The organism is Caulobacter sp. GW821-FHT11A05 (assembly GCF_058809015.1).
Genome location: NZ_JBXASF010000010.1, coordinates 143,046 through 157,966 on the forward strand (window position 1 = coordinate 143,046; position 14,921 = coordinate 157,966).

The following is a 14,921-nucleotide window of genomic DNA, read 5'->3' on the forward strand; positions in this document are numbered from 1 at the left end:
GTCAGCCCGCCGCCGCGCCCGCCAGGAGCCGCAACTCGCCGGCCACCCGTTCGGCGGCCGGCCCGAGGATCACCTGCAGCGCGCCCGGGCGCGGACGGACCACGCCCCGCGCGCCGGCGGCCTTGAGGTCGGCGTCGTTGGCGGCGCCTGTGTCAGCTAAAGACAGGCGCAGCCGGCTGGAACAGGCCCCGACGGCCTGGACGTTGCCGGCCCCGCCGAGGGCGGCGAGCAGGCGGGCGACATCGAGGGTGTTGGGGAGCGCCGGCCGCGCCTCGGCCGGTCCCGCCGCGGCGGCGACACGGATCTCGCCGGCCACCTGGTCGGCGATCGGGCCGAGCACGACCTGCAAGGCGTTTCCGTCCAGCCAGACGACACCGCGCGCGCCCAGCCCCTTGAGCCGCGCCTCGGTGACGCCCGCTCGGTCGGCCACCGTCAGCCGCAGCCGGGTGGTGCAGGCGTCGATGGAGGTCAGGTTGGCCGCTCCGCCGAGGGCCAGCACGAAGTCGGCGCCGCGTCCGCCGGCGGCGCCCAATGCCGGCTGGGCGCCCTGGGCGAGCAGCTCGGCCTCGTCTTCGCGGCCGGGCGTCTTGAGGTTGAAGCGCACGATCGCGAACCGGAAGACCCCGTAATAGACGCCGGCGTAGGCCAGCCCGATGGGGATCAGCCACAGGGGCCGGGTGGCCTTGCCGAAGTTGATCACATAGTCGAACAGGCCGGCCGAGAAGGTGAAGCCCAGCTTCACGTCCAGCAGGCTCATGATCACGAAGGCGATGCCGGTCATCACCGCGTGGAAGGCGTAGAGCACCGGGGCCAGGAACATGAAGGCGAACTCGACCGGCTCGGTGACGCCGGTCAGGAAGGCGGTCAGGCCGATCGACGCCAGCATGCCGCCGACGGCCGCGCGGCGCTCCGGCCGGGCGCTGTGGTACATGGCCAGGCAGGCGGCCGGCAGGCCGAACATGATCCCCGGGAAGTGGCCGGCCATGAAGCCGCCGGCCGTCGGATCCCCGGCGAAGAAGCGGTTCAGGTCGCCGGTGGCGCCCTGGTACTCGCCGATGATGAACCAGGCCACGTTGTTGAGGATGTGGTGCAGGCCGGTGACGATCAGCAACCGGTTCAGGGCCCCGTAGACGAACAGGCCGCCCTCGCCTGAGTTGACGATGGTCGTGCTCAGCCCGTCCATGCCGCTGTTCAACAGGCTCCAACCCTCGCCGAGCACGAAGGCCAGGACCAGGCCGGCCAGGCCGCTGATGATCGGCACGAAGCGCCGGCCACCGAAGAAGGCCAGGAACTCGGGCAGTTTGAGGTTGCCGAAGCGGTTGTAGAACACCCCGGCGATGACCCCCGACAGGATGCCCAGCGGCACCCCGAACTTGCCGATCGCCTTGGCCTTGAAGGCGGCGGTGGCGAGGTCGGCCGCCGGGCCGGTGAAGGCCGCCGTGACCTCGGCCGGCACGGTGAGCAGGGTCTCGGCGCCCTTGGCGGCGACCAGGTAGCAGACCACCCCGGCCAGGCCGGCGGCGCCGTTGTTGTCGCGGGCGAAGCCGACGGCCACGCCGATGGCGAACAGCAGGCCGAGGTTGGCGAACACCGCGTCACCGGCGGCGGCGATGAAGGGGATGTCAAGCAGGTCGGGCTGGCCCAGCCGCAGCATCAGCCCGGCCACCGGCAGCACCGCGATCGGCAGCATCAGGGCCCGGCCCAGGCCCTGCAGGGAGGCGAGGGAGAACTTCATGCGGCGGCTCCGGATGGGAAGGCTTGGGCGGAGAGGGTGCGGACCTCTTCGGGGCTGGCGGCCTGCAGCGCGGCGCGGGCCAGGGCTTGGCAATGCTCCAGCGAAAGGGTGCGGACCAGGGCCTTGATCTCGGGCACGGCCGAGGGTGGGGCCGACAGCCGGGTGATCCCCAGGCCCAGCAGGATCGGCACGGCAGCGAGGTCGGCGGCGAGGCCGCCGCAGAGGCTGGTCTGGCGGCCATGGCGGGCGCCGCCCTCGACCGTCCCGGCCATCATCCGCAGCACGGCCGGATGCAGGGCGTCGAGCCGGCCGGCCAGCGCGTGGTTTCCGCGATCCATGGCCAGCACGTATTGGGTCAGGTCGTTGGAGCCGATCGAGAAGAAGTCGGCCTCGGCGGCCAACAGGTCGGCGGTGGCGGCGGCGGCCGGGGTCTCGATCATGACACCCAGCTCGACGGGGGCGGTCACGCCCAGCTCGGCGCGGGCGTCGTCGAGCACGGCGCGGACGGCGCGCAGTTCGTCCAGGCTGGTGATCATCGGGACCATGATCCGACACTGTCCGACCGGCGCGACCCGCAGGATGGCCCGCAGCTGAGCGCGCAGCAGGTGCGGGCGCCACAGGCTGACCCGCACCCCGCGCAAGCCCATGGCCGGGTTGTCCTCGGCCGCAATGGGCAGATAGGGCGCGGCCTTGTCGCCGCCGACGTCGAGGGTGCGGATGACCAGGGGCCGGCCGCCCAGCGCCTCGGCCATGGCCTGGTACTGCGCGGCCTGCTCGTCCTCGGAGGGCGGCGTGGCCCGGTCGAGAAAGAGGAATTCGGTGCGCATCAGGCCGCAACCCTCTGCCCCCTGCTCGGCGGCGGCGGCGGCGTCGGCGACCGAGGCCAGGTTGGCCATCACCTCGATACGCAAGCCATCGGCGCTGACACAGTCCTGGTGGGCGGCGGCGCGGGCGGCCAGGCGGCGCTCGCCGCGGGTGGCCAGCCGCTGCTGGGCGGCCTCCAGGGCGGCGGCGTCCGGCGCAACGCGCAGGGTGCCGGCGTCGGCGTCGAGGATCAGCCCGGCCCCGTCGGCGATGCGCAGCACCCCTGGCCCGGCGGCGACGATGGCCGGCAGGTTCATGGCGGCGGCGAGGATGGCGACGTGGGAGGTCGGCCCGCCCCGCGCCGTGCAGAGGCCGCGCAGCTTGCTGACGTCCAGCGCCATCAGTTGCGAGGGCAACAGTTCGTCGGCCAGCAGGATGACGCCCTGGGGCAAAACGGGCGCCGCTTGCGCCTCGTCGCCGGCCAGCACCAGCAGCACCTGGCGCTCCAGGTCGATCAGGTCGTCGATCCGCTCGGCCAGGCGGCTGTCGCCCAGCCGCCGCAGAGCATCGACATAGTGCGACAGCGCCCGGCGCCAGGCGAAGCCGGCGCTCTTGCCGGACGCGACCAGCGCCTGGGCGGCGGCCAACAGTTCGGGATCATCGAGGAAGGCCAGGTGGGCGGCCAGGACGCCGCGCCGCTCGGCCGGTCCGCTGGCGGCGGCGGCTTCCAGACGGGCTTTGACGGCGGCGACGGCGGTTTCCAGCGCGAAGCGCTCGGCGCCGGGATCAGCGCCCGTCTCGGCCACCGCGATCTCGGTGGTGGTCAGCCGCAGCGCCTGGCCGATGGCCAGCCCCGGCGCGGCGCGGACGCCCTGCAGCAGGGTCGGGTCGGCGGCGACGACCAGGGGCTCTTCGGGCGGCGGTTCGGCTGCGGCGGGCGCGACCGGAGCCGCCTCCCCCATGCCTTCGGCGATCAGGTCGGCGATGGCCTGGGCGGCCGCCTCGGCGTGGTCGCCGGCGGCGGTGACGACGATCTCGTCGCCGTGGCGCACGCCCAGCGACATCAGGGCGATCGGGCTGCGGGCGTTGGCGCGGCGCTCGAAGGCGAGGATCGCCGTCTCGGCCGCGAAGGTCTTGGCCAGCTGGGCGATGCGGCCGGCTGGCCGGGCGTGGACACCGTGCAGCATGGGGACCAGCAGGCGGCGTTCGGCCTTGACCGTGGGCGCGGCGGCGTTGGCGGCGGACGCCTCGCCGAGCGGGCGCAGTTCCATCAGGAAGTCGCCGACGGCCGCCTCGTGGTCCTGGTGGCGGCGGACGATGGCGAAGGCTTCGGCGTTGGTGATCACCACCGGGGTCAGCAGGCTGCGGGCGTGGCGGGCCAGGAGGTCGATGTCGAAGGAGATGAGGAGGTCGCCGGCCTTGACCGGCTCGCCGTCGCGGACGTGGACCTCGAAGCCGGCGCCGCCTTGCGCGACCGTGTCGAGGCCGATGTGCATCAGCATCTCGGCGCCGTTGGTGGCGCGTAGGGTGATGGCGTGCTGGGCGCGGTGTACGGCGATGACGGTCCCGTCGCAGGGAGCGTGCAGGGTCGAGCCGGTGGGATCGACGGCAACGCCGTCACCCAGCATCCGTTCGGCGAAAACCGCGTCCGGCGCCTCGTCCAGCGGCGTCAGCCAGCCGGCCATCGGCACGGAAAGAACCAGGTTGGACAAGGCGGAACGCTCCAGAGCCATGTTACGGCGGCCCGATCTGCACCCAGTCGAGGAACCACATCGGCTCGACGCTCCGGGCGGTGTAGGTGAAGCAGAGGTCGTGACGGCCCGAGGCCGGCGCGATGGGCGCGGTCAGCCGGGTGACTCCGTTGTTGGCGGCGGCCGGGGCCAGCGGCAGGGTCGCGACAACGGGGCCATCGCAGCCGTCCAACCGCACCTCGAACTCGCCCTCCGGGGTGGCCGGCGGGCGGAACCTTATCTTGGCCAGGTCGGCGCCGATCTGGAAGTTGAACGGTCGCTGGCCGACGCCGAGCTCGATGCGAGCGACGCCGGTCAGGTCGGCGGCCGGGAAGATCCAGCAGGGGTTCATGATGTCGGAGATCATGATCGCCCTCGGTCCGTCGACCGGGGCGTCGTCCTCCAGCGACAGGACGATGCCGTCACTGCACAGCCTGAGCTCCTGGCTCTTGCGCCGGCGCGGGTCAGCGGCCACCGGGACCCGCATCGGCACGTCGTCGTAGCGCAGGCCGACGGCGCGATAGCGGCCCAGCATGGCCGGCAGGCGGGCGCTGAAATCGCTCCAGCTGTGGCGTTCGGCCGGCGACCAGCCCAGTTCGGCCACAGCCGCGGCGCGGGGAAAGGCCATCTGCTCGACCCGCTCCTCGGTGCGGATGTGTTCGGTGAAGACGGTGGCCTGCAGGCCGAGGATATGGCGCGCCTCGGCCGCCGTCAGGGAGGCGGGGGCCGGGTCGAAGGCGTAGACATCCTTGAGGGTGACCAGCTGGCCGCGCCCCGGCGGCTCGTCGGCCGAGGTGCTCTGGCGGCGATCGAAATAGAGGGTGGGCTGGGCGGCCAACACGGCGTCGTGGCCCTGGCGGGCGGCGGCGACCGCGCCGTCGATGCCGCGCCAGGACATCACCGTGGCGTTGGGGGCCAGACCGCCTTCGAGGATCTCGTCCCAGCCGATCAGGCGGCGGCCCTTGGCGTTGAGGAAGCGTTCGATGCGCTGGATGAACCAGCTCTGCAACTCATGCTCGTCCTTGAGGCCCAGGGCCTTGATCTTGGCCTGGACCTGGGGCGAGGCCTTCCACTGGTCCTTGACCGCCTCGTCGCCGCCGACGTGGATGTACTGGCCCGGGAACAGGTCCATGACTTCGCTCAGGACATCCTCCAGGAAGCCGAAGGTCTTGTCGTCGACGTTGTAGATGTAGGGGAAGACGCCCCAGTCGGCCGACACCGCTGTCGGCGCGGGGTTCACAGTTCCCAGTTCTGGATAGGCCACCAGGGTCGCCTGGGCATGGCCCGGCATCTCTATCTCGGGGACGATGGTGATCTGGCGGGCGGCGGCGTAGGCGACGATCTCGCGGACCTCGGCCTGGGTGTAGAAGCCGCCGTACTGGCGCGGCTTGCCGGTGGCCGGGTCGATGTCCGCCGCCGGCCCGGCCCCGGCCGGAACCCGCCAGGCGCCGACTTCAGTCAGGCGCGGATACTTCTTGATCTCCAGGCGCCAACCCTGGTCGTCGGTCAGGTGCCAGTGCAGGACGTTGAGCTTGTGCAGCGCCATCCAGTCGATCAGCCGCTTGACGAACTGCGGCGACTGGAAGTGCCGGGCGCTGTCGAGCATCAGCCCGCGCCAGGCGAACCGCGGCGCATCCTCGATGGTCAGGGCCTCGATCCGCGCCGCGCCCTTGCCGGGGGTTTCGGTGGCCAGCTGCCAGAGGGTGACGGCGCCATAGAACAGCCCGGCCTCGCCGTCGGCCTCGATGACGATCCCGTCCGGTCCCGCCGCCAGGCGATAGGCCTCACCAACGTGAGCCTTGTCCCGCCGCAGCGTGATGGCGGCCTTGCCCGACCCACCTTCGCGGACGCTCAGCGACAGGCCCCGCGTGCTCTTGAGCAGATCGCGCAGATAGACGGCGGCCTCGCGGGCCTCGGCGTCGCCGGCCGGCACGGCGATGACGCCGCCCGACTTCAGATCGTAATGCCCCTGCCCTTCGACCAGGCTTGCCGGGGCCGGGATCAGAGCCGGTGCGGCCTGGGCCGGCAGGGCCAGAGTCGCCAAAGTGATCGCCCCGAGAAGGCCGGCGACCGAAGCGAAACGGAACGTCGTCAGGAACTTCAATGGGGTCACTCGCGCTCGACGTTCCATGGAGAAGAAAGAGCCGGGAGGCGTCGTCCGTCGCCGGACAATGCGCCTCCCGGCAGGTCAGCGTCCACTCCGCGCAAGAAGGTGGCGGACGCTTCAGGGGAAGCAGGGCCGGACGGGAGGGTCCGGCCCCTCACGCGCCTAGAAGGACAGCCGGAAGCCGGCGTAGATGGTGCGGCCGTTCAGGTAGAACCGGGCCGGCCGCCCCTTGTCGTCGTCATAGTATTCCTCGATCAGCTCGTCGGTCAGGTTGATGGCGTCGAACGTCAGGGTGGCGTTCTTGGTCACCTGGAAATTGATCGAGCCGTCCAGCGAGGTGGTCTCGTCGACATGCAGGGCGCGGAAGCCGCGTTCGGCGTCGTAGTCGGCGAAGAAGTCGGACCGGTAGTTGTAGGACAGCCGGACGCTGACCCGGTCGTTCTCGTAATAGCCCGTCAGGTTGTAGGCATGCTTTGAGAGCGAGGGGATCGGCACCCCGGAGTCGGATTCGCCGTCGCTGTAGGTGTAGTTGGCGAGAACCCCGAAGCCATTCCAGATCGGCTGCTGGTAGTTGATCTCGATCCCCTGCACCCGGCCGCCGGCGACGTTGACCGGCCGGCCGATGCGATAGTCGCAGGTGTAGAGGTTGGGGCCGGTGGAGACGCAGTTGTTGGCCGCGTTGGTGACCCGCGGGTCGGCCGGGTTGTTGGTCTCCAGCGGCTGGCGCTCGATGTTGCCGCCCTGGACGATGTAGGTCGAGATGTCCTTGTAGAAGTAGGCCGCCGCCAGCACCGACTGGGGCGCGAAGTACCATTCGAGCGAGGCGTCGAACTGGTTGGCGCGGTAGGGGTCGAGGTCCGGGTTGCCGCCCGAGCCGGTCAGCAGGGTCGGGGTCAACGACACGAAGCCGGCCATCTGGGCGTAGTCCGGCCGGGCCATGACCCGGGCGGCGGCGAAGCGCAGCACGACGTCGTCGGTCAGGTCGAAGGCGAAGTTCAGGCTCGGCAGGACGTCGGTGTATTCCTTGCTCTGGGTGTTCGGCGCGATGACGCCGAAGGGGTTGTTCTGCGCGCCGGGGGTGGAGGCGGGCGCCTCGACCAGCCAGGCCGTGGTCTCGACCTTGGTCTGGACGACGCGAAGCCCGACGTTGCCACGCCAGCCTTCGCCCTCGAACCGGCCCATCACATAGCCGCCGAAGGTCTTCTCGTTGAGCTCAAAGCTTTCGAGCGGGCCGAAGTGGTTGCAGTTCAGCAGGCCGACGCAGCCGGGGTCCTGGACGGCGCCGAAGCCCGATTTCCAGGTCGCCGCCTTCGGCAGGCCGGCGTAGATGCCCTCGATCCGGCCCTGGCTGGCCGTCAGGTAGGACTTCAGGGTGCCGGCGCCGCCGATCCCGTCGAGGAAGTCGCTCGGGGTCAGACCGCCCTGGACATCGGCCAGGGTGCAGATGTGGCCGCTACAGGCGGTGAGGCCTGGCGCGGTCCAGCTCAGCAGGGTGCGGCGCTGGCCGTAGGTGACATTGACGTCGCGGTCGTGGTCGGTGTGCTTCAGGCCCGCCTTGATCGAGGTCAGGGCCCCGAAGTCGACATCCCAGTCGAGGTCGGCGAAGACGTAGGTCTCGTTGTCTTCGTTGATGAAGCGGTTGTTGGACGCCCAGCCGAGGACCATCTCGTTGTCGGCCGTCTCCGGGTCAATGTCGGCGAAGGAGACGCGCGGCACGCCCTTGCTGAGGTCGAAGGTCAGGCCGGTCGAGGCGTTGGTTTCCCAGAACGGCTGTTGCTCAGTCGCCCCGGTGGCGTCGGTGTAGCCGATGCGGCCGCTGAAGGTCAGGGCGTCGGTAATCTTGTACTTGCCGTTCAGGTCGATCGAGCGGGTGTCGGTCGAGGCGATGCGGTCGATGGCGTCGAAGACCACGCCATTGGCGCCGGGATTGATGTTGAATCGGCCGCCGACCAGGGTGCCGTTCTTGATCACCGGGTTCAGCAGCGGCGAGCCGGCGCCGAACATCTGGCTGATCCAGGCCATGTAGTTCTGGTTGAAGTTGTTGGCGTCCATCTTCGAATAGAAGCCGGTCAGCTCGACCTCGAAGCGGTCGCTGGGTTCGAACTGCAGGGCGAAGTTGACGCCGGTCCGCTCGCGTTCCTGGTGGAACAGGGTCGAGCCGATCAGATCCGGCGTGGCGACCGTCTGGCCGCTGACCACCCGGTCGGTGTAGCCGAGGATCTCGACGCCATCCCGGCGGAAGGTGCGCTTCTGGTAGATGACGCCGAGCAGGGCGCCGAGCGACTTGTCGTCGTTGTGCCAGCTGATCAGGCCCGAGGCGGCCGGGTCGACCGTGTCGGCCTTCTCGTCGAACACGGCCTGGGCCGAAGCGGAGACGGCGAACTGTTCCATGTCGAGGGGCCGGCGGGTCGAGACGTCGACCGTGCCGCCGACGCCGCCTTCGTCGATGTCGGCGCGCGGGCTCTTGTAGACCTCGACCTTGCCGACGATTTCCGACGGCAGCATCAGGTAGTTGAAGCTGCGGCTGGCCTTCAACTGGTCCAGGATGAACCAGTCGGCGGTGGCGATGGCGTGGCCGTTCAACAGAGTGCGGTTCAGGGTCGGAGCCGAGCCGCGGATCGAGACCCGCTCGCCCTCGCCGAACTCGCGCTGGATGGTGACGCCCGGGACGCGCTGCAGCGACTCGGCGACGTTCTTGTCCGGGAACTTGCCGACATCCTCGGCGGTGATGACGTCGACCAGCGTGTCGGCGTCGCGCTTGGTTTCCAGCGACTGCTGCAGCGAGGCGCGGATGCCGGTGATGACAACCTCCTCGACGTCGCCCTCAGGCTGCTGCGCGAACGCGGGCGCGGCCATGGACAGAGTCGCCAGGACGCTGGCGGACCCGATCAACAAGCTCTTGGTGAATCGCATTTCCCTATTCCCCTCTCCGAAGACGAGAATCCCCGCCTCGCCGCCTAAGTCCAATATAAGACCATTTCCGTTCCTGGGCTGCGGCCGACGCCACTGAAAACCCGGGTTCGATCAAACTTGTCATGAAAATTGTGAGATTGGCAAGGTATAATTAGGGCCAATTACGAACCATGCGTTTTATTGGTATGCAAATGGTACGGGGCTATGGCATAACCCCGGTCAACGGCCTTACTAGACGGGCCGATCTGGGAGTTCATGGCGTGACATCCTTCGCCGACATCATGGGAACGCTGGACGCCAAGGCGCCGGCGCCGCTGTATCAGCAGCTGCAGCGCGCCCTGCGCGACGCGATCCAGACCAACCAGCTGGCGCCCAACGACGCCCTGCCGGCCGAGCGCGACATGGCCGAGGCCTTCTCGGTGTCGCGAATCACCATCCGCAAGGCGCTCGACGGCCTGGTCGGCGAAGGCCTGCTGACCCGCCGCCAGGGGGCCGGCACCTTCGTCGCCTCGCGGGTCGAGAAGAGCTTCTCGAAACTCTCCAGCTTCACCGAGGACATGATCTCACGTGGCCGCGTGCCGCACAGCGCCTGGCTCAGCCGCTCGGAGGGCTCGGTGACGCCGGAGGAATCCCTGACCCTGGGGCTCAGCCCCGGCAGCCCGGTCTACCGGTTCAACCGCATCCGCTATGCCGACGGCGCGCCGATGGCGCTCGAATACTCGACCATCGCCGCCTTCGCCCTGCCCTCGGCCCAGGCCGTCGAGACCTCGCTCTACGCCGCCCTGGAAAAGAGCGGCCACCGGCCGACCCGGGCCCTGCAGCGGCTGCGGGCGGTGCTGTTCAAGGCCGAACAGGCCGAGACCATGGGCGTGGCGGTCGGCGACGCCGGCCTGCTGATCGAGCGGCGCGGCTTCCTCAAGGACGGCCGAGCGGTCGAGGTGACGCAGTCCTACTATCGCGGCGACGCCTACGACTTCGTCGCCGAACTGAATTCCCTTCCGGAGTAGGGTTTGTGATCGGAGATGGCGTCTTGACCGCAGACCCCGTGAAGCCGCGCGTTCCAGGCGCCCTGATGTTCAGGGAAGCCGGCGAGGCCTCCGCCGTGGTGGCCAGGCAGCTGGCCGGCAACGCCGGGGCCATGCGGCGGCTGGGCGAGCGGCTGCGGGCTTTGAGCCCCCGCGCGGTGGTCACCTGCGCCCGGGGCAGTTCCGACCATGCGGCCACCTTCGCCAAATACCTGTTCGAGACGCGGCTGGGCGTCCTGACCTCTTCCTCGGCGATGTCGGTCAGTTCGGTCTACGGCTCCAGCCAGGATCTGGGGGACGTGCTGTTCCTGGCCATCAGCCAGTCGGGCCGCAGCCCCGACCTGCTGTCGGCGGCGAAGGCGGCCAAGGCCGGCGGCGCCCTGGTGGTGGCCCTGGTCAACGACACCACCTCGCCCCTGGCCGCTATCGCCGACCAGACCCTTCCGCTGGCCGCCGGCCCGGAGCTGAGCGTCGCCGCCACCAAGTCCTACATCGCGTCGCTGGCGGCCATCATCCAGCTGACGGCGGAATGGTCCCAGGACGCTGACCTGCTGGCGGCGCTGGACGGCCTGCCCGCCCTGCTCGCGCAGGCCTGGGCGCTGGACTGGTCGCCGGCCGCCCACCGGCTACGGACGGCCCGCAACCTCTATGTGCTCGGCCGCGGCGTCGGCTACGCGGTCGCCCAGGAGGCGGCGCTCAAGTTCAAGGAGACCTGCGGCCTGCACGCCGAGAGCTTCAGCACCGCCGAGGTGCAGCATGGGCCGATGGCGCTGGTGAAGGACGGCTTCCCACTGCTGGTCTTCGCCCAGGACGACGAGAGCCGGGCCAGCACTCTGGCCCTGATCGCCGCGATGACCGAGCGCGGGGCCGATGTCTGGAGCGCCGGCGCGGCGCCGACCGGTCCCGGCGCGCTGCCGGCCCTGCGCGCCCACCCCGTGCTGGAGCCGTTGCTGCTGATCCAGAGTTTCTACCGCATGATCCACGGCCTCGCCCTGGCCCGGGGCTACGACCCCGACTCGCCGCCCCATCTCAACAAGGTCACAGAAACCGTCTGATGATTACCGCGCTCGAAAACGGCCGCATTCTCACCAGAGCGGGTTTCGTCGATGGCAGCGTCCTCATCGAGGACGGCCGGATCGCGGCTGTCGTCGAAGGTCGCGCCGCCACGGCCGACGCCCGGCGCGACCTGGGCGGCCGGCGGCTGGTCCCCGGCTTCATCGACACCCAGGTCAACGGCGGCGGCGGCATCCTGTTCAACGACGAGCCGACCGTGGAGACCGTCGCCCGCATCGGCGCCGCCCACCGCCGCTTCGGCACCACCGGCTTCCTGCCGACCCTGATCAGCGACGACCTCGACACCGTGGCCCGGGCCATCGCCGCCGTCGACGCCGCCATCGAGGCGGGCGTACCCGGCGTGCTGGGCATCCATATCGAGGGGCCCTTCCTCAGCAGCCGCCGCAAGGGCGTCCACGACGCCTCGAAATTCCGCACCCTGGACCAGGCCGCACTGCCGCTGATCGGCTCGCTGAAGCATGGCCGCACCCTGATCACCCTGGCGCCGGAGACGACGACCCCGGCGCTGATCGGCCAACTGGTCGCCGCCGGGGCCATCGTCGCCGCCGGCCACACCAACGCCTCCTACAAGACCATCCGGGCGGCGCTGGACGCCGGCCTGACCGGCTTCACCCACCTGTTCAACGCCATGTCGCCGCTGACCAGCCGCGAGGCCGGGGTGGTCGGCGCGGCGTTGGACGACCAGGACAGCTGGTGCGGGCTGATCGTCGATGGCCGGCATGTCGATCCGGTGGTCATGCGCATCGCCCTGCGCGCCAAGCGCCACGACCGCTTCATGCTGGTCACCGACGCCATGCCCAACGTCGGCACGGACGACCAGACCTTCATGCTGCAGGGCCGGCAGATCCGCGTCGTCGACGGGGTCTGTGTCGACGACCACGGCACCCTGGCCGGCTCGGCGCTCGACATGGCCTCGGCGATCCGCAACGCCGTCTCGATGCTGGGCCTGGACATCGTCGAGGCCATCCGCATGGCCTCCCGCTCCCCGGCCGGCTTCCTGGGCCTGAGCGACAGCCACGGCGAGATCGCCCCCGGCCACCGCGCCGACCTGGCCCTGCTCGACGACGAGGCCCGGGTGGTGGAGACCTGGATCGGCGGCCGCGACTCCCGGGCCGGGTAAAGAATTTCTCTATCGATAAGCCAAGTTCAATCGATTGGACTTGGGTCCTCTTTGGGTGTCGGCTGTACGCATTGGCGTCGCCGGCGACAGGCCGTTGGGTTCCAGGCGGACCGAACAAGGGTTTGTCATTGGCTCCCCGGTCGGGGTGGCGCCTTAGATGCGGAAAGCCCGCCCCAGAAAGAGGAACAAGGCCATGGATGGAAACGACGAAGGCTCACCGCTCAGCTGCCCCATCAAGGAGCCGGCGGCGCTGAGGCGCCTCCTGGGCCGGACCAACCGCGACTGGTGGCCCAACCAGCTGTCGCTGGAGATCCTCCACCAGCATGGCGACCAGGGTAATCCCATGGGCGCCGGGTTCGACTACGCCGAGGCGTTCAAGTCGATCGACTACGCGGGTCTCAAGCGCGACCTGACCGCCCTGATGACCGACAGCCAGCCCTGGTGGCCGGCCGACTATGGCCACTACGGCCCCTTCTTCATCCGCATGGCCTGGCACAGCGCCGGCACCTACCGCAGTGGCGACGGCCGGGGCGGCTCCTCGGCCGGCGGGCAGCGGTTCGCGCCGCTCAACAGCTGGCCGGACAACGGCAACCTCGACAAGGCCCGGCGCCTCTTGTGGCCGATCAAGCAGAAGTACGGCGCCAAGCTCAGCTGGGCCGACCTGATGATCCTGGCCGGCAACGTCGCCATCGAGTCGATGGGCGGGCCGGTGTTCGGCTTCGGCGGCGGCCGCGCCGACACCTACGAGCCCGAGAAGGACATCTACTGGGGCACCGAGGAAGAATGGGTCGGCGTCACCCGCATCGAGGAGGAGAGCGGCCGGGCGCTGGAGAACCCGCTGGCGGCCATCCAGATGGGCCTGATCTACGTCAACCCGGAAGGCCCCGGCGGCAATCCCGATCCCCTGCTGTCGGCCCGCGACATCCGCGAGACCTTCAGCCGGATGAGCATGAACGACGAGGAGACCGTCGCCCTGACGGCCGGCGGCCACACCTTCGGCAAGGCCCACGGGGCCGGCGACGCCTCCTTGGTCGGGGTGGAGCCGGAAGGCGCCGACATCGCCACCCAGGGCTTCGGCTGGATCAGCGGCCATGAGAGCGGCATGGGCGATCACACGATCACCAGCGGCATCGAGGGCGCCTGGACCCCGACCCCGATCACCTGGGACCACAGCTACTTCCACATGCTGCTCGACTACGACTACGAGCTGGTCAAGAGCCCGGCCGGGGCCAACCAGTGGCAGCCGGTGAACGTCAAGCCGGACGACCTGGCGCCGGGGGCCCACAGCCCGCATCGCCGGGTGCCGACGATGATGACCACGGCCGACATGGCCTTCAAGATGGACCCCGAGTACCGCAAGGTCTCGGAGAAGTTCCGCGACGACCCGGCCTACTTCGCCGACGCCTTCTCCCGCGCCTGGTTCAAGCTCTGCCACCGCGACATGGGGCCCAAGGCCCGCTACCTCGGCCCGGAAGTGCCGGCCGAGGACCTGATCTGGCAGGACCCGCTGCCGGCGCCGACGCACGCGCCGGTCGATGCCGCCGGGATCGCGACGCTGAAGGGCAAGATCGCCGCTTCGGGCCTGTCGGTCTCCGACCTGGTCAGCACGGCCTGGGCCTCGGCCGCCACCTATCGCGGCTCCGACCATCGGGGCGGCGCCAACGGCGCGCGCATTCGTCTGGCCCCGCAGAAGGACTGGGAGGTCAACAACCCCGCCAAGCTGTCGGCGGTGCTGGAGACCCTCGGCCGCATCAAGGCCGAGTTCGCGGGCAACGTCTCCATGGCCGACCTGATCGTCCTGGCCGGCAATGTCGGCGTCGAGCAGGCGGCCAAGGCGGCCGGTCACAGCGTCGAGGTCCCGTTCCATCCGGGCCGGGTCGACGCCACCGACGAGCACACCGACGCGGCCAGCTTCGATGTGCTGGAGCCCAAGGCCGACGGTTTCCGCAACTATCTGTCGGTCAAATTCAGCGTGCCGACGGAGGAACTGCTGATCGACCGCGCCCAGCTGCTGCGCCTGACCGCGCCGGAGATGACGGTGCTGGTCGGCGGCCTGCGGGTGCTGGGGGCCAACCATGGCGGCAGCAAGCATGGCGTGTTCACCGATCGCGTCGGCCAGCTGACCAACGACTTCTTCGTCAATCTGCTCGACATGGGCACGGCCTGGAAACAGGTCGACGGCTCGGGCGATGAGGAGTTCGTCGGGACGGACCGCAAGACCGGCGAGCACAGGTGGACGGGCACCCGCACCGACCTGGCCTTCGGCTCCAACTCGGAGCTGCGGGCGCTGTCGGAGGTCTATGCGGGCAGCGACGCCGGCGGCAAGTTCGTCGCCGACTTCGTCAAGGCCTGGACCAAGGTGATGAACAACGACCGCTTCGACCTGCCAAGGTCCGTGCGCGGGTAAGCATCT

The 14,921-nt window shown here is 69.9% G+C and carries 8 protein-coding genes; 4 read left to right on the top strand and 4 right to left on the bottom strand.

The window, feature by feature from the left end; translation table 11 throughout:
* Position 1 precedes the first annotated feature (1 nt).
* The 4 genes from nagE to AC1RSK_RS15560 all read right to left on the bottom strand — a co-directional run bounded on the left by nagE (position 2) and on the right by AC1RSK_RS15560 (position 9,232).
* Positions 2 to 1,735, bottom strand: a complete 1,734-nt coding sequence (nagE, locus tag AC1RSK_RS15545; protein WP_492908485.1) for an N-acetylglucosamine-specific PTS transporter subunit IIBC — start codon at positions 1,733 to 1,735, stop codon at positions 2 to 4.
* On the bottom strand, positions 1,732 to 4,272 hold the full coding sequence (ptsP, locus tag AC1RSK_RS15550; protein WP_492908486.1) for a phosphoenolpyruvate--protein phosphotransferase: 2,541 nt from the start codon (positions 4,270 to 4,272) through the stop codon (positions 1,732 to 1,734). The genes nagE and ptsP overlap by 4 nt, the downstream gene beginning before the upstream one ends.
* Before the next feature lies 1 nt (position 4,273).
* Positions 4,274 to 6,373, bottom strand: coding sequence for a family 20 glycosylhydrolase (locus AC1RSK_RS15555; RefSeq protein ID WP_492908487.1), 2,100 nt, complete (start codon positions 6,371 to 6,373; stop codon positions 4,274 to 4,276).
* A gap of 165 nt (positions 6,374 to 6,538) precedes the next feature.
* Entirely contained in the window at positions 6,539 to 9,232 is a 2,694-nt protein-coding gene (locus AC1RSK_RS15560; protein WP_492908488.1) for a TonB-dependent receptor, read from the bottom strand.
* Positions 9,233 to 9,570: 338 nt separating this feature from the next.
* Between AC1RSK_RS15560 and AC1RSK_RS15565 the strand changes: the two genes are divergently transcribed.
* From AC1RSK_RS15565 to katG, 4 genes are all read left to right on the top strand, one after another.
* Positions 9,571 to 10,296 carry a GntR family transcriptional regulator gene (locus tag AC1RSK_RS15565; protein ID WP_492908535.1) on the top strand — a complete coding sequence of 242 codons (726 nt, stop codon included), beginning with the start codon at positions 9,571 to 9,573 and terminating at the stop codon, positions 10,294 to 10,296.
* A 65-nt stretch (positions 10,297 to 10,361) separates the two neighbouring features.
* The gene (locus tag AC1RSK_RS15570) at positions 10,362 to 11,369 is read left to right on the top strand and encodes an SIS domain-containing protein (RefSeq protein ID WP_492908536.1); all 1,008 of its coding nucleotides are present in this window, start codon (positions 10,362 to 10,364) and stop codon (positions 11,367 to 11,369) included.
* A complete protein-coding gene (gene nagA, locus AC1RSK_RS15575) occupies positions 11,369 to 12,508 on the top strand; it encodes an N-acetylglucosamine-6-phosphate deacetylase (protein WP_492908489.1) in 1,140 nt (379 codons plus the stop codon). Before AC1RSK_RS15570 ends, nagA begins: the two co-directional genes overlap by 1 nt.
* Positions 12,509 to 12,701: 193 nt before the next feature.
* A complete protein-coding gene (katG, locus tag AC1RSK_RS15580; protein WP_492908490.1) occupies positions 12,702 to 14,915 on the top strand; it encodes a catalase/peroxidase HPI in 2,214 nt (737 codons plus the stop codon).
* Positions 14,916 to 14,921: the final 6 nt, after the last annotated feature.

Excerpts from the sequence above, each read along its gene's own strand:
- ptsP (WP_492908486.1), bottom strand. The coding sequence starts at position 4,272 with ATGGCTCTGGAGCGTTCCGCCTTGTCCAACCTGGTTCTTTCCGTGCCG.
- katG (WP_492908490.1), top strand. The coding sequence starts at position 12,702 with ATGGATGGAAACGACGAAGGCTCACCGCTCAGCTGCCCCATCAAGGAG.
- AC1RSK_RS15570 (WP_492908536.1), top strand. The coding sequence starts at position 10,362 with ATGTTCAGGGAAGCCGGCGAGGCCTCCGCCGTGGTGGCCAGGCAGCTG.
- nagA (WP_492908489.1), top strand. The coding sequence starts at position 11,369 with ATGATTACCGCGCTCGAAAACGGCCGCATTCTCACCAGAGCGGGTTTC.
- AC1RSK_RS15565 (WP_492908535.1), top strand. The coding sequence starts at position 9,571 with ATGGGAACGCTGGACGCCAAGGCGCCGGCGCCGCTGTATCAGCAGCTG.
- AC1RSK_RS15560 (WP_492908488.1), bottom strand. The coding sequence starts at position 9,232 with ATGGCCGCGCCCGCGTTCGCGCAGCAGCCTGAGGGCGACGTCGAGGAG.
- nagE (WP_492908485.1), bottom strand. The coding sequence starts at position 1,735 with ATGAAGTTCTCCCTCGCCTCCCTGCAGGGCCTGGGCCGGGCCCTGATG.